Raw genomic sequence first — 22962 nt, forward strand, 5'->3', positions numbered from 1 at the left:
AGCTCTATTATTGTTGTATTTGTTGCGTAAATATTAGATTTATAGTACTTTATACTTGTGAGTGCCCCCCCCCCAAAAAAAAAAGAGGCGGCTTGCGAACTATCCATAGTGGATACAGCAAGTCGCCTCTCAAATTATAGGGAATCCTTACTTCACTTCCCAAGAAGAGAGAGAGTCGAGATAGGATTGTAGGGTGAGGTTGGGTTTCTTTTCCTGTGCTGTGATCACCTGATTGGTAACCTCCTCGTCGTAGGTCAGTCCTTCTACCCTACGGATTACACCTAAGGCTACTGGGAGCTCGGGGTTCACTACGTGCATCATACCTAGCATAGAGTGGAGTACAGGGCTCTTGGTAGAAGCATCGTGGATGAGGATATCCTCCTCTGTAATGCCATTCTCCCCTATGGTTACGCTCTTTAGCTCTAGTCCATCGAGGATAAGTCCCTTATTCCTTTCCTTGCCATAGATCATGCGCTCGCCATGGCGGAGGGTGATTGTAGCATCGGCACGTATCTCCCTATCGGTGTATTGTTTGTGTGTACCATTATTGAATATCATACAATTGACCAATCCCTCCACTATGCTTTCCCCCTTGTGGGCCGCAGCTTGTACTAGATGTCTTGGGTCATCTGCATATCGATATCTATGGTACGTGCGAAGAAGGTTCCTCGTGCACCGAAGACGAGTTCGGCAGGGATGAATGGATCCTCTACCGTACCCATAGGAGAAGACTTAGAGATAAAGCCTCGGTCACTAGTAGGGGAGTATTGTCCTTTGGTAAGTCCGTAGATCTTGTTATTGATGAGCATCATATTGATGTTCACATTGCGCCGGATCATGTGGATAAAGTGATTGCCACCAATCGCCATACTATCGCCGTCGCCGGATACGAGCCACACACTGAGATTAGGGTTTGCCACCTTTACACCTGTGGCAATCGCAGCACCTCGTCCGTGGACAGTGTGCATGCCATAGGTATTCATATAATAGGGGAGGCGTGATGAACAGCCGATACCGCTCACCACCACGGTATTGTGTGGTGCAATACCTATCTCTGCCATCGCTTTGTGAATCGAATTGAGGATAGCGTAGTCGCCACAGCCAGGGCACCACTTCACGATTGCCCCATTCTTGAAGTCCTTCTGCGTATAGGTGAGACCAGATGGTGCTGGTCCGGTTATCTTAGTCAGTTTCATGGCTTACATCCCTCCATTCTTAATGATTTCACCATCCAGTATGTGGAGTAGGTAGTTGGCTAGCTCTGCGACCTTCAGTGGTTGCCCCTCCACTTTATTGAACTTATAAAGGTCTAGCCCCTCTAGCATTCCGCCTATGTAGCTCGCAAATTGACCCGTGTTCTGCTCTACTACAACCACCTTCTTGTGGCTACGGATGACTTCCTCGGTATTGAGCGGAAGAGGATTGATGTACTTGAAGTGAGCCATGGCTATCTTCCTGCCTGCCTTGCGGATCTGCTCCACAGCGGTGAGGATATGACCATAAGTGCTACCCCAGCCTATTACGAGTACTTCGGCATCGTTATCGCCTATCTCCTCCAGAAGCGGGATATCCTGAGCTATCTTGGCTATCTTCTCCTTGCGGTAACCTACCATACGGGAGTGGTTGCGGGGTTCGGTACTGATGGCGCCAGTCTGACTATCCTTCTCCAGACCGCCTACACGGTGGGGATAGCCCTCTGTACCAGGAACTGCCCAGTAGCGTACGAATGTCTCGGGATCACGCATATAAGGTGTCCAAGGGGGCTCTTCGATGTAGTATTGCTCTACAAAACGAGGCTTAATCTCGGGATACTCCGAGAGCTGAGGAATCCTCCATGCCGAAGCACCATTGCCGAGATAGGCATCGGTGAGTAGTACTCTGGGAGTCATGTGCTCGAGAGCTATCTTGCATGCCTCAAAGGCAGTATCGAAGCAGTCGCCTGGAGTGGTAGCTGCCAATACGACCAATGGGCTCTCGCCATTGCGCCCATAGAGTGCCTGCATGAGGTCGGTCTGTTCGCTCTTGGTAGGCAGACCGGTAGAGGGTCCGCCTCGCATTACATCTATGAGCACCAGGGGTAGCTCTGTCATCACTGCATAGCCGAGGGCTTCGCTCTTGAGTGCTAGTCCTAGCCCTGAAGTAGATGTTACAGCCAAGGCTCCAGCTTAGGCAGCGCCAATAGCTGTAGATATACCTGCGATCTCGTCCTCTGCCTGCATGGTCTTTACACCTAGAGGCTTCAAAACTGCGAGCTCGTGGAGGATGTCTGTAGCTGGGGTGATGGGGTAACTGCCGAGGAACAGTTGCCTGCCAGATTTTTAGGAAGCGGCAACTAGTCCTAGCACTGTCGCTTGGTTGCCACTTACCTCGGTGTAGTGCCCAGGTTGCTGTTCTGTGCCCTCAATACGGTAGGTCTTGACAGAGGCATGGGTGTTGTGCCCGTAATTATACCCATCGGTGAGTACCTTGAGGTTAGCCTCTAGGATGGAGGGCTTTTTGCTAAACTTCTTCTTCAGAAGCTCTTCTGCAGGAGCTATATCTTTATTATAAAGCCAGAGGATGAGACCGAGGGCAAACATGTTTTTGCTCCTATCTATTGCCTTCATATCCATACCCGTATCCTTGAGGCTCTCCTTGGTCATTTCGGTGATACGTACACTAAGTACCTCGTTCTGGGTTTAGCCTAGCTCGATAAAGGGGTTCTGTGTTGTGAACTCTCCCTTCTTGAGCCCCATCTCATCGAATGCTGATTCGTCTACAATGATAACTGCATTGTTCTTTATATTCTTGACATTGACCTTGAGTGCCGAAGGATTCATCGCCACTTAATACATCAGCGTAGTCACCAGGGGTATAGACGCCAGTGGTGCCTATGCGCACTTGGAAGATCGATACCCCTGCAAGGCTCCCTTGGGGTGCACGTATCTCGGCGGGATAATTGGGGAAAGTTGAGATTTGATTGCCTAAAATGGCAGAGACATCTGAGAAGAGCGAGCCTGTAAGCTGCATGCCATCTCCTGAATCTCCCGCAAAGCGTATTACTACGTCATTGAGGACCTCCACGGTAGGTTTCTCTTTCATAGATAGAATAAATAATATTATGTAATAAGGAGACGGAACCTCGCTTTGAGGCACCGCCTTCGGGTTGTTGTCGCTAACGCTTCAAAGATACCCAATTATTATGTATCGCTACTTGTGTTTGTATATTGTTGTACATAGTAATTGGTATTTGCTCGCTGGATTTGTAAATACGAACGTGCTTATGCTTTAGGTAGTGCGATATAAAAACTCCTCTACTGACGGTTGTCCGATGCTCAGTAGAGGAGTTATTGTCTAGTCATTATTTAAGGAGCCAATCGCTGATAGCGTGTAGTACTTCGGGTGAGAAGCCAGGCTTTAGTTGGAAGTACTCTTGGGGTAACCCCGTCTTGGAGGGCAGGAAGAGGTGGTTGAGCCCTTCTACTTTTAGCACGGTAATCTCTTTGGACTCCGTGGCGAATGTTTTGATTACCGAGAGGTTGGCATCTGCCTCTACCTGCATATCCATGCTACCATTGATAGCGAGGATAGGGCAAGTGATTTGTCGGAGGTACTTCTTGGGAGTGGTACGGAGGAAACCCTTGAAATAAGGAGTGAGTGCATTGAGCATCGAGGTTAAGTAGTGGTCGGAGTAGACCATTTCCTTGGTCTGTTCTCGTTGGTCTTCCTTCACAAGTGGCAGTACCTTATCAAAGTAACTACGCATCAGTAGGGAGTCTTCTGTACGGTCTTGCTCCTTATAGGCAAGTTGGCTGAAAGTCTCTTGGGTGACCTGTCTAAACTGCTCTGTGACTGAGGGTTCTATAAGGTGCGCCATCATGACAGCGTTTTGGTATACGACGGTCTCGATACCAGTAGTGCCTGGTGCCGCAAGTAGTATGATGAAGTCGGTGACTTGTGGGGCCTCGGCAGCAATCATCTGGGCAATGAGTCCGCCCTCGCTATGACCGATGATGCCGACTCTTTCGAACTTGCTATACGATCTCAGGAACTGAGCTGCGGCTACGGCATCGGCTTGTAGGTCTGAGAGCAAAGAGGCGGAGAAGGAGCCTGTGGACTTGCCTATGCCCCTCTTGTCGTAACGCAGTACGGTGTAACCCTCCTTGGTCAGGTAGTCTGCAATATCATAGAGTGGCTTGTGGGGACCAATCTGTTCGTCTCTGTTGTTAGGTCCACTGCCAGCTATTAGGAGCAGGGCGGTAGACTTGCCACCCTCCTTAGGAGAAGTAAGAGTTCCTGAAAGCATAACGTCGCCCGATGGGATGCTTACCTCTTGGCTGTTATAAGGGAGCTCTACTTCCTCCTTCTTTACCTCTCCACGAGAGAGATCCAACCTTCGTGGCATCCCGCCTTGAGCGAATACGCCTTGGATGGTGTCGTTCTTTAGTATGCCTTGATAGCGTGCTCCGATAGCTGAGCTCTCGAAGGTGAGTTGTTTGGAGGTGGTATTGTACTCGACCTTATCTACGGTAATCCCTGTGGCACCTTGGTCAGGGCTATCGAGCGTAGCCGATAGTTGATTGCCCTCTTCGGTGATGTGTAAGACGAGGGAGAGGGAGTAGACAGAGGTAACTTGGAGCTTACCATGCCATGTGCCTGCAATCTGTGCCGAGCAAGTGAGCGAGGCGAGCAGGAGGATTAGGGTGAAGAGTTTACTTTTCATGGGTCATAGAATAGGGTATATCGTTGCTATTTATTCCTCGGTGATAATTTGGGTCACTGCTCATCTTGAAGAGTATTTTGCCGCCATGGGTTAGCTGGTCGTGAGTGAAGTAATTGTGGTGCCACTTCTTACCGTTGATAGTGAGCTCTTGTATAAATCTTGTGTCAGTGGCATTGCCTGGGGCAGCAAGCGTGAGATTATTCCCATTGGGAAGATGAACGACGACTTCTTGGAAGAGAGGCGCGCCAATCACGTACTCTAGAGTGCCTGGGCATACCGGATAGAAGCCTAGAGCGCTGAATACAAACCATGCTGAGGTCTGCCCGTTGTCTTCGTCACCGCAGTAACCATCAGGGGTAGGAGCATATAGTTTGTCCATAACCTCACGCACGTAGTATTGAGCTTTCCAAGGCTCTCCAGCGTAATTATAGAGGTAGATAGCGTGCTGTATTGGTTGGTTGCCATGCGCGTAATTACCCATGTCTACTATCTGCATCTCCCTGATTTCGTGGATCACGAAGCCGTAGTAGCTATCGTCGAACAGTGGAGGTACTGTGAAGACGCTATCGAGCATCTGTACAAAGCTTTCGCGACCACCCATGAGGTCTATCAGTCCTTGTATATCATGGAATACCGACCACGTATAGTGCCAGCTATTACCCTCGGTAAAGGCATCGCCCCATTTGAGAGGATTGAACGGGGATTGCCATGATCCGTCTTGGTTCTTGCCCCGCATCAATCGGTGGTCAGTATCGAAGAGATGCTTATAATTATGGGCACGCTCTTTGTATATGCCTATTTCGCTGTCTGGTTTGCCTAGGGCTGCTCCTAGCTGATAGATAGCCCAGTCGTCGAAAGCGTACTCCAAGGTACGTGCGGCACTCTCGTTGATACCTATATCATAGGGGACATAACCGAGCCTATTATAGGCATCGTAGCCATATCTCCCTGTAGACTTGATATCGGGGTGTACGCTATTGGCGCCGTGCGTTACCGCTTCCCAAAGCGTCTCCATATCCTTTGCACCAACGCCTTTAAGAAAAGCATCGGCGACTACTGACGCACTATTATTCCCTATCATGATATCTCGGTGTCCTGGACTAGCCCACTCGGGGAGGAATCCACTCTCTTTATAGGCATTTACCAAGCCCTCTTGCATCTTCTGAGCTTCCTCAGGGTAAAAGAGGTTGAGTAGTGGGAAAAGCGAGCGGAAGGTATCCCAAAAGCCAGTATCAGTATACATATAGCCAGGGAGTACCTTGCCATTGTATGGGCTGTAGTGGTAGATGGCACCATCGCGACCTATCTCGTAGAGACGGCGAGGGAATAAGAGCGAACGGTATAGCGCAGAGTAGAAGGTCCGGATATGGTCACGGTTACTATCCTTTACCTCAAAGCGGCTGAGAAGGGTATTCCACTCCTCCTCCCCCTCAAATATTAGCTCCTCAAAGCTCTTGCAGGCTACCTCCTCGAGATTTACTAACGCTTGCTCTGGACTAATAAAGGAACTGGCAACGTGTAGGGTGACATTGCTTCCCCGATGGAATGAGACCGTGAGCGTAGTGCTATCCTGAGCGGTGAGTACAAAGGGTACTTCGCTCTTGATAACGAAGTAGTTCCTGAAGTTATCAGGCACACCGCCACTATTCTTTGTGCTGTAGCCAGTAATTATCTGTCGCTCCAAGTCCACTCGAATAGAGCTTCGGCTATCCATCGCATCGATGACCAGGTGGTTGTCCTTGTAGTCGGGGTACTGGATATTGAATATCGCGCCTCGTTCGCTAGGCGAAAGGGCTACACGGGTGTCATGGTCGGCAAGGTAGACACTGTAGTAGTAGGGCTTGGCTACTTCTGCTTTGTGTGAGAACCAACTGGCACGTTCTTCTTCACCCGATATAGGTTCCCCCGTTACGGGCATTAATGAGAACTGACCGTAGTCGTTCATCCACGGACTCGGTTGATGCGTCTGCTTGAACCCTCGTATCTTATTGGCGGAGTAGGTATATTGCCAGCCATCTCCATTCTTCCCTGTTTGAGGTGTCCAGAAGTTCATACCCCATGGACGGGCAATAATAGGGTAGGTATTGCCATTGGATACCTCGTAGGTCGACATAGTGCCCATAAGCACGTTCACCTCGTCTATTGGACGATTCTGCCCTTTGGCAAAAGGTGCGCAGGAAAGGCATAAGAGCAGGATGAGGTGGATACGCATCTTCATGGCTGTATCTTCAGTTGTGGTCGTTGCGCTTCGTAAGAGGAGAACTTCCTATTTAGGATGACGGTAGCCCACGCCTTAGCTTCTTTATTCGCCTCAATAGAGTCGCTTTTGAGCGTATACCACTCCAGAGGAGGGACGATTAGGCTCTGTCCGGGTTGGAGATTATCGGGATTCGGAATGCTATCAGCATTGGCAATGAAGACATAGACCCAGAAGAGCGCATTGCCGTAGTACTCTCGAGCCACTGCAGCAAGTGAACCGCCCTTGGGTACCATGACAGTATCAAACGGCGCCACTACTGTGGTCTGTTCGGTGAGTAGCGTATCAGCGGGAGGTGATAATGTCTCTACCGTCGCGGGGATAGGCTCCTGTCGTCTATTGAGGAGGAAGATGAGAAGTCCGGCTACCACAATCAGTACCGGAATGAGCCATAGCCTGTGCGACTTCTGTCCTTTCTTTTCTTCCTCCCTATGCGGTAGTGGCAACTGTTTGACTATTGGAATAATCTCGCTTTCGCTCTTTGGCTCAGGCTTTGTTTCGGGTACAGGCTCGTGGATAGCGTATTGCAGAGCCGACTCCTCTGTGATTCTGCTCTGCCGTACCTCCGTATCTGCCAGTTCTAAGTCTGCCCTCAGCTTAGTCTCTTTATAGATAGAAAAGGGTGTATTGAGGCTCTGCAAAAGTGTGGTATTGGGGATGAAGTTGAGGAGAAGTACGCTAGCAACCTCCTCCGTGACAAAGAGGTCTCCTAACTCAAGGAGGGTAACCCTTCTGCCTTTGAATAGTCCCTCCAGTAGCTCCTTGAGATACGAGGAAAGCGTCTCTGCAACCTCCCCTTCGTCCCACCCGTGTAGGTCGGAGAGGTTAGAGGTGAAGTCTGTAGCGAAATACCCTTTCGGCGATTCGTGATCAAGCGTTGTGTAGTGTTTGGCATTTAGGAGATACTCCGCAGGCAGATAGCTAAGCGATACATGGGGCGGTATGAGTAGCCGACCCTCCTCACCCTCTAGGATGTACTCCGAGCGAAAGAGAGGCTGGAATACACCTATTGCTGGGATGTCTAGACTCGTCCTCTCCTGCAATCGTGATAGTATCAGCGCCTGTGCTTTGTCCAGAATCTCCTCTCTTTGCCTCATACTAGTGCTCCTATTGTGTCGAAACCGTCTGCTTCGGTAATCCTCACATCATAAAACGCTCCTATCGTTAGCACCTCCTCGGTAGGTATCAGTACCTCAGGGTCTACATCGGGTGAATCATACTGCGTGCGCCCAATATAATAACCCTCTGCCCCTCGGTCGATGATGACCTTCTGTGTAGTACACACCAGTCGTTCCGCTTGTTCGAAAGCTATCTCTTGCTGGATATCCATCAGACGTTCCAAACGGTTGTGCTTTACTTGGGGGGCAATCTCATCCTCATAGTGCTTAAACCCGTAGGTGCCCTCCTCATGAGAATAGCTGAAGGCGCCCATGCGTTCGAAGCGCACCTCTTTTACGAAGTCAATCAACTCCTGATATGCTTCCTCAGTCTCGCCAGGATGCCCCACCATAAGGGTAGTACGTAGATAGATGCCTGGCACCTCCTCTCGGATACGCTGTATCAGAGCAAGCGTCTCCTCCTTCCCTACGTTGCGGCGCATAGCCTTAAGTACAGGATTGCTGATGTGCTGTAGAGCGATGTCGAGATACTTGCATACCTTAGGTTCTTCCTTAATCACCTCGAGAAGCTCGTAAGGGAAATGGTTGGGATAAGCATAATGCAGGCGTACCCATTCGATACCATCGATACGGCAGATAGCGCGAACTAGTTGCGCAATCCTATGCTCTTTATAGAGGTCGAGCCCATAATACGTAAGGTCTTGGGCAATAAGCTGTAGCTCCTTTACCCCCCGCTTGGCTAGTCCCTCCACCTCCTCTAGTATCTCTTCCATAGGTCGAGACACATGTTTGCCTGTAATCAGAGGGATAGAGCAGTAGGCACAAGTGCGATCGCAGCCCTCGGAGACCTTGACATAGGCATAGTGGCTAGGCGTAGAGAGTAGTCGGGCATCGGCTGGAGAGGTGTGGTATGCTTTACCTATCTCGGAAAGGAGACCTTTCCAATTAAACTTACCGTACCACCCATCTACCTCTGGTATCTCTGTCTTTAGCTCCTCCATATAGCGCTCACTGAGGCAGCCCATCACATATACCTTACCTACACGCCCCTCCTTCTTGCCCTCCACAAGCTGCAGGATGGTATTGATGCTCTCCTCTCTAGCGCTCTCGATAAAGCCACAAGTATTGATCACCACAATCTCTCCCTGAGGAATCTCAGCGTCATGCTCCACTTGGTAACCATTACTCGCGAATTGTCGCATCAGCTGTTCCGAATCCACTAGATTCTTGGAGCAGCCCATGGTGATTACATCTACTCTATTTTTCCTCATCTTTCACTGAATAGTGATTCTACGAACTCCTGCTTATTGAATAGTTGGAGGTCAGTCATCTGCTCTCCGAGTCCTATGTACTTAACCGGAATCTTAAACTGGTCGGAGATACCCAGTACCACTCCGCCCTTGGCAGTACCGTCGAGTTTAGTAATGGCTAGTGCCGTCACGTCTGTAGCTGCTGTAAATTCCTTGGCCTGCTCATAGGCATTCTGACCTGTGGAGCCATCCAATACCAAGAGTACCTCCTGAGGGGCATTGGGTAGAACCTTCTTCATCACATTCTTAATCTTGGTGAGCTCGTTCATCAAGCCTACCTTATTGTGGAGGCGACCGGCTGTATCAATAATCACCACATCGGCGTTGTGTGCTTTGGCACTAGAGACGGTGTCGAAAGCGACAGAAGCAGGGTCGCTACCCATGGCTTGTCTTACCACAGGTACGCCTACGCGCTCTCCCCATATAACCAGCTGATCCACCGCAGCAGCCCTGAACGTGTCCGCTGCACCTAGTACCACATTATAGCCCGAGCTCTTGAACTGGTGTGCTAGTTTGCCAATAGTCGTCGTCTTACCTACACCATTCACACCTACTACTAGGATAACATAAGGGGTCTCTTCCTTTTCTATCGTAAAGGCAGTGCCATCCTCGGTGTTATTTTCCTGTAGCATAGCAGCGACCTCCTCCTTCAAAATAGTATTGAGTTCGCCTGTCCCTACATATTTATCCCTTGCTACACGCTCCTCGATGCGCTTAATAATCTTCAGCGTTGTGGGTACCCCTACATCGCTACTTACGAGTGTCATCTCTAGTTCATCTAGGACTTCATCGTCTACTTTAGACTTCCCTGCTACACTGCGTGATAGTTTTCCGAAGAAAGACTCCTTTGTCTTCTCTAGTCCGCTATCCAGCGTCTCCTTCTTTTCCTTAGAAAATAATCCAAAAAATGCCATAATCTCCCTTTAGTTCATCCTATTTAGGTAATCCTCTACTGTGTACTCTCTGAGCACGTCGAGTGTGCCATCCATGTGCTCTAAGCAGATGGAGGGGTGCTTGATGCCATTAAACATGTTGGTCTTCACCGAAGTATAGTGCAGCATATCCTCAAATATTAGTAAGTCCCCCACTTGGGGCTCCTTCGCAAAGTACCAATCACCCATCACATCACCGCTGAGACAACTATTGCCCCCTATGCGGTACTTTTGGGTATGTGTCTCTGTCTGCTCTTGCTCAGCCCCTCGCACACGTGGCTGGTAAGGCATCTCCAGACAATCAGGCATGTGACAAGTAAACGAGGCGTCCATCATCAGGGTACGAATCCCATGGTTCTCTACAATATCCTCTACCGTAGCCACTAGGTAGCCCGTCTCCCAAGCAAAGGCACTCCCAGGTTCTAGTATTACATGGAGGTGTGGGTACTTTGCCTTGAAGCTCTTGAGGATACCTATCAGGTGCTCAATATCATATTCTTGGTGTGTCATAAGATGACCGCCACCGAGATTGACCCACTTGGCTTGCCGCAGGAGGTGATCACACTTCTCCTCTATTTTCTGTAAAGAGCGCTCCAATTGGTACGAATTACTCTCGCAGTGAGTATGGAAATGTAGTCCCACAAGACCCTCGGGTAGCTGCTCTGGTATCTGCGCTACGATGGTGCCCATACGGCTGCCAGGCGCTGCGGGATTATAGAGCTCTGTCCCTATCTCGCTATACTCAGGATTGATACGAATACCGCATTCGATAGGGTAACCTTTGTAGTCCTTTACCCTAGGGTAATACTTCTCGAACTGCCCCATGCTATTGAAGACGATATGCGTGCTACACGCCATAATCTCTTCAAACTCTGTAGCCTTGTACACCGGAGCGTAGGTGTGTGTGCGGCTGCCCATCTTCTCAAATCCCATGCGCGCTTCAGCGAGCGAGCTAGCAGTAGAAGCGGTGATGTATTCTCTGAATATCGGGAAGAGCTTCCAAAGTGCATACGCCTTGAATGCCAAGATAATCTCCACGCCAGCCGTACGCGCGACATATTGGATGCGCTCAAGATTGGCACGGAGTTGCGCCTCTACTTGTACGTAAGCTGGGGTAGGGGTCAAGCTGGGGAAGAAGCCATGCGGGTCACTTCCCATTAGCTCTTTCTCTCTGAATGTATATTTGTTACTCATCTATATAATGCTATTATCTGCCCAAAGATACTAATATTATATGAGTGCGGGCTCCAAATTGATTGCCGAAAGCAATGCCGTTGAATGCGTTCATACAACAGTCTCCTATTACTAAGAACTAAATGCGAATATACCTATCCATACTTTTGTCTCGCGCGAGCACCAAAATTTATTCCTAGGAATAAATTTATTTTTCTCTAGGAATAAAAATATTTATCTGTACAAATAAATTTATTTATTCCTAGGAATAAATTTCTCTTATATAGGGAGTCGTTTTCAGTGCGCTACTTCTTACCGTTGATGTCTCTGGTACCCTGAGTGTTCGGAGTCGGACACTAGGTGTTCGGAAACGGACACTAAGGAAATGTACTACTATTGATTATCAAATACTTATGTGCTTTGGCACGCGCTTTGTAATAAGTGGTGTAGAAAACAAAAACCAACTATTTATTTTATGGATAGGAAGATACCAATAGAACAGCTCAGGAAAGAGCAGCGGAAGAGATGGACAAAGGTGGGGCTTATTGCCCTAGCTGGGATTGCAGTTGTTGCGGGCGTGATATTACTTCTTCGCCCCTCGATTGGGATGAAAAACCTCAAGACCTCGGTGATTACCCGTGGGACTATCGAGGTTTCTGTTAGCGCTTCGGGCAGAGTAAAGCCTAGCTTTGAGGAGATTGTGCTAGCCCCTATCAATAGCCGAATCGTCTCTGTGCTCAAGCGCCCTGGTGATACGGTTAGTATCGGTACCCCTATTGTAGAGCTCGATCTACAGAGCATCCAGACCGAGTATGATAAGCTACTCGATCAGTTGCAGATGAAGCAGTACCAGCTACAGCAGCTGAAGCTCAAGAATAGAAGCGCTATGAGTGATGCAGAGATGAAGCTTCAGGTGCAGGAACTTCAGCTCGATAAGCTCAAGGTAGAGGTACGCAATGAACGCTACCTAGATAGCATAGGTGCGGGAACTACCGATAAGGTGCGGGAAACTCAGCTGCGCTACAATGTGGCGAAGCTAGAGCAGGATCAGGCTCGTCAGAAATACCAAAATGATAAGGAGGTGACTTCGGCCGAGATTAAGGTGCAAGAACTAGACCTCGCTATCTTCCAAAAAGTGTTGGCGGAGACTAAGCGCACTCTCGAGGATGCCGCTATCCGTGCGCCTCGTGCTGGAGTCCTAACTTTCGTGAGCAATGAGATAGGTTCGCTGGTGTCGCAAGGCAGCCAGGTGGCTATCATTAGTGACCTTTCGCACTTCAAGGTAGAGGCAGAGATTGCCGATAGTTATGCAGAGCGGCTCTATCCAGGAGCTCGGACTATTGTGCGCATTGGTAGGGAAGAGTTGGGTGGCATTGTCTCCAATATCACACCGCTATCTAAGGGGGGCGTTATCCAATTTACGGTACAGCTCGATAAGGATGACCATGATAAGCTCCGCTCAGGGCTCAAGACCGATGTCTATGTGATGACTGCTATCCAAGAGGATGTGCTGATGATTGACAAGGGAGCCTATTACAATGGTCCAGGTAAATACCAGCTCTTTGTGAAGCGTGGCGATCAGCTGAATAAGCAGACCGTAGAACTCGGAGAAAGCAATCACAAACTAGTAGAAGTGGTTTCGGGGCTCTCAGAGGGCGACGAAGTGGTTATTTCGGATATGAGTAGTTATAAGAATCGTAATAAGCTAACCATCAGTAAATAATATGATAAGACAATATTTGATGCAAGCTTGGCGTAAGTTGCTCTCCCACCCTATCCTCAGTGCCATATCTATTATGGCGACTGCACTAGCGATTGCTATGATGATGATTTTGGTGATGACAGATAGGGTAAAGACTGGGAACTTCGCCCCTGAGGTGAATCGGGATAGGATGCTATTTGTATTTACCGTACAGACCTATAATGCGGAGAGAGATAGTCGAAGCTCTTCTCAGATGAGTCCCAAGCTCTATAAGGAGGTCTTAAGCAAGATGAAGACGCCCGAGGCAGTGGGTATTGGTTCGGGCTTCTTTATCCCTCAGAATAAAATTGCTTCCACTAAGCCCAATAGTGATAGTTACACGAGCATCGTCAAGAGAACCAATCTAGGCTTTTTTACCTGCTATGAGTACCGCTTCCTCTATGGACATGGTTTTGAAAAAGGAGACATCGAGTCGGGACTAAAGACCGCTATCGTATCGGAGTCTATGGCACGTAAGCTATTTGGGCACGCTGATGTAGTAGGCGAGACTGTGCTGATGGATTATGAGCCCTTTGAGGTGATAGGTGTAGTCAGTACGCCATCTAATCTCTTCTGGATGTCGTATGCCGATATGTGGATCCCATATACATCAACGCTGGGGAGTATAGAAGAAGAGTTCTTCGGCGATTATTCGGCAATGATTTTGGCTAAAGACCGCAGGGATATCCCTAAGATCCAAGCCGAGATTAAGCAACTGATGGCTGAGTATAACGACCAATTGCACATAGATGAAGAGGTAATACTGAACGAAGATAACAACTTGATGACCTGGCGAGAAATGAGTAGTTTTCTAGACACGATGGGCGACACAAAGAAGGCGACAGAGAATAGGCGTAATATGATAGCCTTTATGTTGCTCTTCCTTATTGTGCCTGCGATAAACCTATCGGCACTTACTTTCTCACGGCATGAGCAGAAGTTGGGGGAGCTGGGGATAAGACGTTCGTATGGTGCGCCACGTGGTTCTATTCTGAGTCAGGTGATGACAGAGAGCCTCCTCTATACTCTTATCGGAGGGTTGCTAGGCTTCTTGCTTTCGATTGTAGCCGTCTACGCTATGCGTAACCTCCTATTTTTGGACTTCATGGGTAGCAATTTCGAAATGTCTTGGTGGCAGGTATTCAATGCTGGTAGCTTCTTTATTGCGCTCCTCTTATGTATTATCCTCAACCTCCTCTCTAGTATTATCCCAGCTTGGTTGATGTCGAGGAAGGAAATTATTGATGCTCTAAATCGTAGGTAAGTTATGAAAAGTCAATTGTTAAAGACGGTATGGAATGAGCGGAGAAGTAATATCGCTCTATTCTTGGAACTATTTTTGATTAGCCTATTTCTGTGGTACGTTATAGATACGATATATGCTCCCATCAAGACTTATCTCAAGCCCTTGGGCTATAGTGTGGAGAATGTGTATATCGTCTCTCTATCTAGTGTGCCTGAGAAATCCCCACACTACAATCCTGATCTTACCTCCGAAGAGCAAGTAGAGGACTATTATACCATGATAGAGCGTATTCGGAAGCATCCCGATGTGGCTGAGGTGGGACTCTCTTGGCACGGTCGTCCCGAGTCTCGTAACTGGTGGAGCATGGGTATATGGGCAGATACTCTCGGATTGAAAAATGTGAAGTGGAGAGCGTTATCGCCAGAGGCAGCACGCTTGTACCAGTTAGAAGAGGTGCAGGGCGATGATGAGAAGCTGGTGAGTGCGCTAGAGGCAGGACGGGTGATAATAAGTGCGTCATTGGCAGAAGAGATTGGCCCTAATGCTATTGGTACTTCAATCTATAATAATAGTGCAGACGACTCGGATAGGAATTTGATAGGCGTGGTGGGTGCAATTGCGAAAGACATGCGCGATACACGCTTTACCAATCATGTCCCCTTTATGATTACGCCATTGACCAAGGATAATAATATAGCGCTAGAGATCAATGTGAAAGCTAAGGAAGGTAGAGAGCAGGGTTTTGCTGAACGATTGAGCACCGACCTAAAGGAGCAATTGCAGCTGGGTAATATGCAGCTTGAAAATGTCCGTTCCTTCCAAGAGGAGAGCGTGTATAGCGGGCGCATGTTTGAGCGACAGTTACTATTGAATGGGCTATTGGTACTTTTCCTATTGGCGAATATCATCTTGGGTATCTCTGGGGTATTCTGGTACAGGACACAGAAGCGGAAGAGCCAGATGGGGCTTCGTGTAGCCTTAGGGGATACGCCTAGGGGTGTCCTTAGGCTATATTATAAGGAGGGATTGCTCATCTTTAGCTCGGCTTTTGTACTCTCTATCGCTGTCTTTGTAGCTCTATTTAAGTACGATATCCTCAATACCGAGCTAGAGCCACTAGATGCCACTCGGTTTGTTATCGGTATGGTCATCACCTATTTGGTCACTGCTGCGGTGATTATCCTGAGTATCTGGCTGCCAGCCAGGCATATCCTAAGGACACCACCGGCAGATACATTGAAAGAAGAATAAGACTATGAAACGATTTTTCCAACAAACACTGAAGCTATGGCGCGACAACCCCTTGTACTCGGGGATTGTAGTGCTTGCCACAGCTCTTATTATCACCTTCTGCATGGTACTCTATATGGTGTATAGTCTCCGAACCAAGGATGTAGCACCCGAGGTGTTTCGTAGCCGTACCCTTTTTACGGATATAGGTTCGTTTTATCAGAAAGGGGAGAGCGAGCAGTATCCATTTGCTAGTGGCATGTCTACTTCTGCTATAAAGCAAGTGTATGGTGAGGTAGAGGGGCTGGAGCGCATTAGCTATGTAATAGACTCGGATCAGGAAGTAGCGGAGTGGATGATTGGTACCGATGTAGTTAATACACGTGCGTGTAAGGGTAGAAGGGTAGATGGTAACTATTTCCAGGTGTTCCAGTATGAGTTTCTACAAGGGGCACCCTTTAGCCAAGAGCAGACCGAGGCGGGGAGTAATGACCTTATTATTACGGATAGACTCGCACGAGAACTATATGGGACTATTGACGTGATAGGGAAGGTGCTTATGCTAAATGGTGCTGAGCACAAAGTATCGGGGGTGATAAAGGAGGTAAGTTCGCTATTCACCGATGCGTATGCTGAGGTGTTCCGTCCCTTTAGACCTGATGGTTTCGATTTCCCGGAATACGATGGCGCACTTGGAGAGGTAAGAGGTATCTTATTGCTCAAGTCCAACTATCCTATAGGGAAGGTGAAAGAGCAGATTGCCCACAATCTAGAGGTGTATAATAGCACCGTGCTCTCCAATCATGACCTTTACCTGAAGACCAAAGCGCATACCGTAGCGGAGAAGTATTTCTTTGGTGGTAAGGTCAATCCCTCTATGGTCTTTGGTATCCTTATATTGCTAATACTCGTGGTGCCTACGATCAATATCGCAGGTATGGTCTCTTCCAATCTCTCCAAGAGGATACCGGAGATTGGTATTCGGAAAGTATATGGCGCTACTCGTAGCTCTATCATTGGCGGTTTCTTTAGAGAGAGCTTGGTGCTGACTTTACTAGGAGGGATTATAGGCCTATTGCTATCGTATGGCGTGATAGGGCTGTTTAGGAACGAGTTCCTTGGCAATCAACTGACGCTTGATACAGCAACGGAGTTTGCCCTCCCGATAAACTTCTTTGTCGATATCCGTCTACTTGTAGTCGTAATTGTCTTATGCCTACTTCTCAATACATTATCAGTGATTTTCCCAGCCTATCTTGCGACTAGGAAGGAGATTATCCAAACCCTTAAAGGAGCATGAGATTATGTGGAAACTAGCATATAAGCAGATTAGAGCGAATAAGAGAAGTACACTATGGTTGCTCACAGAGCTATTCGTGGTCTCTATACTATTATGGTACTGTGTGGACTTTCTCTATGTGATAGGTTCGAAGCGTATGGAGCCACAGGGTGTCAATACCGAGCATGTGTATAAGGTGACCATGAGGTTTATGCCGAAGCGTACCTTGGACTCTTATAGCGATGAGGAGCGAGAGCAGCTCATAATGGCGCCAAGAGAGCAGATATTTAGGATGCTTCAGGAGCACCCCAGTGTAGAGTCTGCTACTTATTTCTTGGGCACAGAGCTCTATGCCACAGACCCAATGTTCCAAGCCTACCGCAGAGAGGGGGAGGAACAAGAGGAGGATCGCTACTATAATGGCATGGTGCGGTATGTGGAGGAGCACTTCTTCGAGGTATTTAGAATAGCTATGGATCAAGGTCAGATAGGCGATTGGCAGAATAGTACTTTCCCACAGAGCGCAGTGGTAACTGAGGTCTTTACCGATAGTGTCTTCGGAGAGACGGATGTGATAGGAAAGCGCTTCTATGATGTTTCTTTGAAGGAGGGGAAGGACGATTACTACACTGTGACTGCCATTGCCCAACCTACGAAGTTTGATATCTATAGCCCTTACACCTCCTTTGTCTACCTGCCTATCCCTAAGATGGTGCAGTATATGCGTTATCCATTTATCATTAGAGTAAAGGAGGAGGTGGACTCGCCAAGGTTTGCTGAGCAATTCTTTGATGAGATAAAGGATAAGTCGCAGATAGGGGACTATTATCTTTACAAGGTAGAGTCTTACGATAAGGTCAAAGCGAAGTTTAATCTCACGCTAGGCGTGCCTATGTACATGAGTATAGCTACGGGGCTGGTGGCGTTTTTCCTCTTTATCGTATTTATCGGAGTGATCGGTTCTTATTGGTTTATGGTGCAGAGCCGAAGAGGGGAGATAGCTTTGAGAATGGTCATGGGTTCGAGCCCCTCCCAGGTCACAACTTTCCTTATGAGAGAATCGACTATGGTGCTACTCATGGCATATATCCCGGCATTATTCTCCATGGTGGCACTCGCTTACTTCGAGATTACCTATACCTTCCAAGAGTGTATGCCTTACACTTGGGGACGCTTCTGGGTAACTCAAGCGATAACCTTCGTGGTACTTTTGGTAGTGGTACTCCTCGGCGTTGTCATACCAGCTCGCCGAGCCTCTAAGCTCGACCCTGCTGTCATCCTCAATGAAGAGTAAAAGTGTTCGGATGCGGACAGTAGGTGTTCGGAAACGGACACTCATAGAAAATACAAGTGTTGACTATCAATTAGTTATTGTCTTTGGCACGATGCTTGTACTATATAGGACAGTTGAAATTAAGTAATAACATATAACAAAGCAACGATTATGAAGAAGATGATTGAACTTCAAGAGGTCTACAAGATTTACCGTACAGAGGAGATTGAGACCGTGGCACTGGAAAACGTGAATATCGAGGTAATGGAGGGCGAGTTCCTTTCCATTATGGGACCATCAGGATGTGGTAAATCTACCCTCCTTAATGTAATGGGTCTGCTCGATAAGCCTACCAAGGGCAAGATCATGCTCAATGGTCAGAGTACCGAGGGGATGGGCGATAAGGAGCTAGCTAAGTTCCGTAACGAACACCTTGGGTTTGTCTTCCAGAGTTTCCACCTTATCAATTCGCTCAACGTACTGGACAATGTAGAGCTGCCGCTCCTCTATCGTAAGGTGGGCGACAAAGAGCGCCGTGAGCTAGCCAAGGCAGTGCTAGAGCGAGTAGGTCTATCCCACCGCATGCAGCACTTCCCAGCTCAGCTATCAGGTGGTCAGTGCCAGAGAGTGGCTATCGCCCGTGCCGTGATTGGTAATCCATCGATTATCCTAGCCGATGAGCCTACTGGTAACCTCGACTCCAAGATGGGTGCCGAGATTATGTCGCTGCTCCACCAGCTCAATCAGGAAGATGGGCGTACGATAGTGATGGTAACGCACGACGAGTCTAAGGCTGCTGAGACTCAGAGAGTACTTCGTTTCCTCGATGGTCGTCAGATCTCTTAATCCCTACACTGCAATCATTATGAATCATATTAAGTATACTCTGATCACCGTGGTCGCTCTATTTCTGAGCGCTGCAACTTGTGCTGCTCAGAAGACTGTGGATGAAGACTTATCGCACCTCGGCAACTTTGATAGAATCGATGCCTCAGTGGGTTGGGATATTACCTTTACACAGAGTGCTACCACCTCCATCAAGGTCTCATACTCCGAAGAGGTGGCAGACTGTGTGCGGATGAAGGTGAAGAATGGTCGTCTTATCTTGGGGCTTGAGAACCAAAAGAACAACAACAAGCCCAGGAAGGTAATCCTAAAAGCTACCGTATCGGCGCCCTCACTTAGTGCTATCAAAGTGACCACAGGTGCTGAGGTGAAGTTTGGTACTCCTCTGAAGCTAGAGGGAGACCTCTCTATCAATGCTACTACAGGTGCCGAGGTGGAGGGGCTAGCCCTCACCGCTAAGGGCTTTAATTGCCATGTCACCACCGGTGCATCGGTAGAAGGTATGATAGATGTAGCTAATGCTTCTCTCGTCTGTACTACTGGTTCGGATATAGACCTCACAGGGCGTGCTAGCACTGCTACACTAAAGTGCTCTACAGGTGCTGATATCAGTGCTCGGGGGCTAGTGGTGCAGAATGGTCGTTGTTCAGCATCTACTGCGGGTGATATCTCTATTACCATCAAAAAGAAAGCCAAGGTAGGTGCTAGTACTGGTGCCGACATCAATCTCTATGGTAAGCCCCAAGAGATTGAGGGTAAGATACGTGGCGTTAATATCCGATAACGTATTGTACCAAGAAGAGCACCTTGCCCACACCAAATACCTATGCTAAACCATTACTTCTCTATAGAAACGCCTAGGCTTTTCGGGTTACTTCCATGGCTGCAAATAGAGCGTGCCACCAGGGTTGGTCTGTATCAAATGATGGCAGTCGGTAGTGCGCCGGAAGTTTCCTACGTGGGTATGCAAAGTTTCCAACGATGGAAAGAAAAGTTTCCAAGGAGGGAAAGGAAAGTTTCCAACGATGGAAAAGAAAGTTTCCAACGATGGAAACATACCTTTCCAAGGACGGAAAACTTTTTGGAAAAGTGGATAGCGTCCCTCACGGTACCGACACGCCCCCTTTGCAGAAGCGTGGAAAAAAGCCAATGCGTCTCTATAGCGGAGATGGTTAGGGTACAGCGATTTGAAGAGAAGTAAGCGTCTAAGACTGTCAACATAAGTAGATCTATGAGTAGTACATACTCTATCTCTGTGTCCGTATTGTGGCTCGCAAACTTTATCAGCTCGATATTTCCAAACTACTAAAGTCCGAATAATCTTATTATGTTCAAGCAGTACATCAAACAAGCGTGGCGGGTGCTCCGAGAGAATCCTGTGCTGAGTACGATTACGATACTTGGTACCGCACTTTCTATAGCCATGATTATGATTCTGGTGATGACCGATAGGGTAAGGCACGGCAACTTTGCCCCTGAGAATACACGAGACCGTACGCTCTATGTGAAGAGTATCACCGTGGACAGCAAGGAAAATGGGACGAATAACAGCCGATTAGGGATGAGGACGATTAAGGAAGTATTCCTTCCCCTCAAGACTCCCGAAGCCCTATATTTCTATACGGGAGATAGGATTGGTGTAAGATTGCCAGGGGGCAGCACCGATGTATCTATGTATGTAGAGTGCACCAATGGTGGTAATTGGAGGCTATTCGACTATACCTTCGTGGCTGGTAGTGCTTTTGGCGAAGCCGAGGTGAAAGCCGGAGCTAAGGTAGCGGTTATCACGGACAAGGTGGCTAGAGAATTCTTCGAGTCTGATGACGTGGTAGGGAAGTCTTTTATCCTCAATGGCGAAGAGGAGTTCAGGGTAGTAGGAGTGGTGAGGCAACCTTCTAACCTTATGAACTATGCCAATGGCTCTATCTGGATTCCTTATACCAGTACTATGTTACTTGATCCTAATGATCCTTCTCTTACGGGTTCTTTCCGTCTTGTAATGCTGGCTAGGAATGGAAAGGATATGGCGAAGATTAGAGAGGAGGTGGCTACGGCTGAAGAGCGGTTCAATGCGAATGAGCCAAATTATACACTCTCATTCCGAGGACAACCTGATACGTACAAGCAGGCTATCAATAGACTTTCAGATAATCAAGATACTCGGGTAAAGGCATATAATAGGAAGCAGATCCTTTTACTCCTCCTATTCTTTCTAGTGCCTGCCATTAATCTATCTCTGATGACTACTTCGCGTATGAAGCAGAGGGCAAGCGAAATAGGGATACGACGTACGTATGGTGCAAGTACTATGAATATTGCGAACCAAGTGATCTGGGAGAGTCTACTCTATACAGTGATAGGTACGGTCATTGGCTTTGTACTCTCAATTGGCGGATTCTTTATGCTCCGGAAGATACTATTTAAGGGCTATAGTGTGGAGGGGATGCAGCTCTCTGTGTCGGACCTTATGCGACCAGAGATATTCCTAAGTGTGATTATTTTCTGTCTGCTACTCAATCTAATTGCCTCCATTGTGCCTGCCGTAAAATCCTCCAGAAGTAATATCATTAATAACCTCTATGAAGCATAATAGACTATGACTGGGCATATACTAAAATTGATATGGAATGAGCGTAAGCATAATATGGTGATTATCCTCGAGCTTGCGTTGATAGCCCTCATTATGTGGGCGGTAGTTGATGTGGTCTATTGCACGCTTCGCAATTACTATAGCCCTACTGGCTTCGATATTGAGCACACGTACTTGGTACAGATAAAGTCTGTGCCCAAGGAGAGTCGAGAGTATGTAGAGGGACTTGAGTATCAGGACAATGTTGATAATATTTATACATTACTCGATCGTGTCAAGAGGACTCCTGGAGCAGAGGTCGTGAGCCTTTCGGTGGCATCGCGTCCGGGTTCGCCTGGTAATATGTTCCGCCCTGTGATAACTCGGAAGACGGATGCCCATTTCTCCTGCCTCAGGAGACTAGTGGATCCTAAATTCTTGGAGGTTTACCGATATGAGCCTATCAATGCTACCCTAGCAGAGGTTCAGCAAGCGCTTAGGGACGGGAAGATGATTATCAGCGAGGATGCCGAAAGAGAACTACTTCCTAATGGGGGTACGCTCGTAGGTGATACGACTTTTATGGATGGGGAGATGACTCAGGTAGAGACCGTTATTGGAGGGAAGGTACAGCAAGTCCGCTATTCTCGGTTCCAAGAAGCGGTGCCTTTCTCTCTACTCCCTGTAAACTTGGAAGTGCCACTACAGTACGATTGGCTCGATGCTATCGAGTATAGTATCCGAGTGAAGCCTGAAGCTATGGATGGTTTTCAGGAGATGTTTACCAAGGATATAGCGCCTACCCTGAGCGCAGGCAACTATCGCTTTAAGCAAATACTGTACAATCCTGATCAATTTGAGTACGAAAAGGAACGGATGAAGGACGATTTCCTTACTCAAGGATTATTGGCTCTATTCCTACTCGTGAATGTACTCTTGGGTGTTGCTGGTGTCTTCTGGTTTAGAGTGGTGAAACGTCGTGGACAGATCGGTCTGCGTATCTCTTTCGGCGCCACGCCAAGGGGAGCACAGTGGCAGTTTATACTCGAAGGTCTATTGATGCTGGCGATAGCGCTCGTATTGTCTGCCATCATAATGGCGGTGGTGTTTCAGTTTGAGCTCCTTGCTGTGGAACTAATACCATTGGATGTCCGTCGTTTTGTGGGCGACCTATTGATTACTGCCCTTCTTATGGGATGCGCCGTGGTATTGGCAGTATGGCTACCTACTCGCCGTACTAAGCGAATCCCACCGGCTCAAGCCCTTAGAGAAGAATAAACATACAT

General features: G+C 48.0%; 15 protein-coding genes and 2 pseudogenes. 9 read left to right on the forward strand and 8 right to left on the reverse strand.

Features of this window, described 5'->3' with window-relative positions; all coding sequences use genetic code 11:
* Positions 1-147: 147 nt before the first annotated feature.
* The 8 genes and pseudogenes from IX315_RS06460 to nspC form a co-directional block, all read right to left on the reverse strand.
* A pseudogene (locus IX315_RS06460) lies at positions 148-1196 on the reverse strand (2-oxoacid:ferredoxin oxidoreductase subunit beta).
* A 3-nt stretch (positions 1197-1199) separates the two neighbouring features.
* Positions 1200-3081 (reverse strand): annotated as a pseudogene (locus IX315_RS06465) (2-oxoacid:acceptor oxidoreductase subunit alpha).
* Positions 3082-3340: 259 nt separating this feature from the next.
* Positions 3341-4702: an alpha/beta hydrolase family protein gene (locus tag IX315_RS06470; protein ID WP_018358880.1), complete on the reverse strand. Its 1362-nt coding sequence runs from the start codon at positions 4700-4702 to the stop codon at positions 3341-3343.
* A complete protein-coding gene (locus tag IX315_RS06475) occupies positions 4692-6920 on the reverse strand; it encodes a GH92 family glycosyl hydrolase (RefSeq protein WP_211837280.1) in 2229 nt (742 codons plus the stop codon). The genes IX315_RS06470 and IX315_RS06475 overlap by 11 nt, the downstream gene beginning before the upstream one ends.
* Complete coding sequence (locus IX315_RS06480; protein WP_018358882.1) at positions 6917-8056, reverse strand: LysM peptidoglycan-binding domain-containing protein; 1140 nt, start codon at positions 8054-8056, stop codon at positions 6917-6919. Before IX315_RS06480 ends, IX315_RS06475 begins: the two co-directional genes overlap by 4 nt.
* Positions 8053-9348, reverse strand: a complete 1296-nt coding sequence (gene rimO / locus IX315_RS06485) for a 30S ribosomal protein S12 methylthiotransferase RimO (RefSeq protein ID WP_134849230.1) — start codon at positions 9346-9348, stop codon at positions 8053-8055. The genes IX315_RS06480 and rimO overlap by 4 nt, the downstream gene beginning before the upstream one ends.
* Positions 9345-10301 (reverse strand): signal recognition particle-docking protein FtsY, encoded by a 957-nt coding sequence (gene ftsY / locus IX315_RS06490; protein WP_018358884.1) that lies wholly within the window; start codon positions 10299-10301, stop codon positions 9345-9347. The genes rimO and ftsY overlap by 4 nt, the downstream gene beginning before the upstream one ends.
* A 9-nt stretch (positions 10302-10310) precedes the next feature.
* Positions 10311-11477: a carboxynorspermidine decarboxylase gene (gene nspC / locus IX315_RS06495; protein WP_033408704.1), complete on the reverse strand. Its 1167-nt coding sequence runs from the start codon at positions 11475-11477 to the stop codon at positions 10311-10313.
* A 490-nt stretch (positions 11478-11967) separates the two neighbouring features.
* On the opposite strand from nspC, the gene IX315_RS06500 reads away from it, so the two are divergent.
* The 9 genes from IX315_RS06500 (at position 11968) to IX315_RS06540 (ending at position 22954) form a co-directional block, all read left to right on the forward strand.
* On the forward strand, positions 11968-13215 hold the full coding sequence (locus tag IX315_RS06500; protein WP_211640842.1) for an efflux RND transporter periplasmic adaptor subunit: 1248 nt from the start codon (positions 11968-11970) through the stop codon (positions 13213-13215).
* Between the two features lies 1 nt (position 13216).
* Positions 13217-14497, forward strand: a complete 1281-nt coding sequence (locus IX315_RS06505) for an ABC transporter permease (protein WP_211640843.1) — start codon at positions 13217-13219, stop codon at positions 14495-14497.
* Between the two features lie 3 nt (positions 14498-14500).
* Positions 14501-15730: an FtsX-like permease family protein gene (locus IX315_RS06510; protein WP_018357663.1), complete on the forward strand. Its 1230-nt coding sequence runs from the start codon at positions 14501-14503 to the stop codon at positions 15728-15730.
* A 4-nt stretch (positions 15731-15734) separates the two neighbouring features.
* Positions 15735-17009, forward strand: a complete 1275-nt coding sequence (locus IX315_RS06515) for an ABC transporter permease (protein WP_211635453.1) — start codon at positions 15735-15737, stop codon at positions 17007-17009.
* Positions 17010-17013: 4 nt separating this feature from the next.
* Positions 17014-18282 (forward strand): ABC transporter permease, encoded by a 1269-nt coding sequence (locus IX315_RS06520; protein WP_211837281.1) that lies wholly within the window; start codon positions 17014-17016, stop codon positions 18280-18282.
* A gap of 159 nt (positions 18283-18441) precedes the next feature.
* Positions 18442-19107: an ABC transporter ATP-binding protein gene (locus IX315_RS06525; RefSeq protein WP_026215544.1), complete on the forward strand. Its 666-nt coding sequence runs from the start codon at positions 18442-18444 to the stop codon at positions 19105-19107.
* A gap of 19 nt (positions 19108-19126) precedes the next feature.
* Positions 19127-19891 carry a GIN domain-containing protein gene (locus IX315_RS06530; protein ID WP_167620600.1) on the forward strand — a complete coding sequence of 255 codons (765 nt, stop codon included), beginning with the start codon at positions 19127-19129 and terminating at the stop codon, positions 19889-19891.
* 543 nt (positions 19892-20434) lie between these two features.
* Positions 20435-21697 carry an ABC transporter permease gene (locus IX315_RS06535; RefSeq protein ID WP_211635459.1) on the forward strand — a complete coding sequence of 421 codons (1263 nt, stop codon included), beginning with the start codon at positions 20435-20437 and terminating at the stop codon, positions 21695-21697.
* Between the two features lie 6 nt (positions 21698-21703).
* Complete coding sequence (locus IX315_RS06540; protein WP_211837282.1) at positions 21704-22954, forward strand: ABC transporter permease; 1251 nt, start codon at positions 21704-21706, stop codon at positions 22952-22954.
* Positions 22955-22962 lie beyond the last annotated feature (8 nt).

This window comes from Porphyromonas levii (assembly GCF_018206105.1).
GTDB classification, from domain to species: Bacteria; Bacteroidota; Bacteroidia; order Bacteroidales; family Porphyromonadaceae; genus Porphyromonas_A; species Porphyromonas_A levii.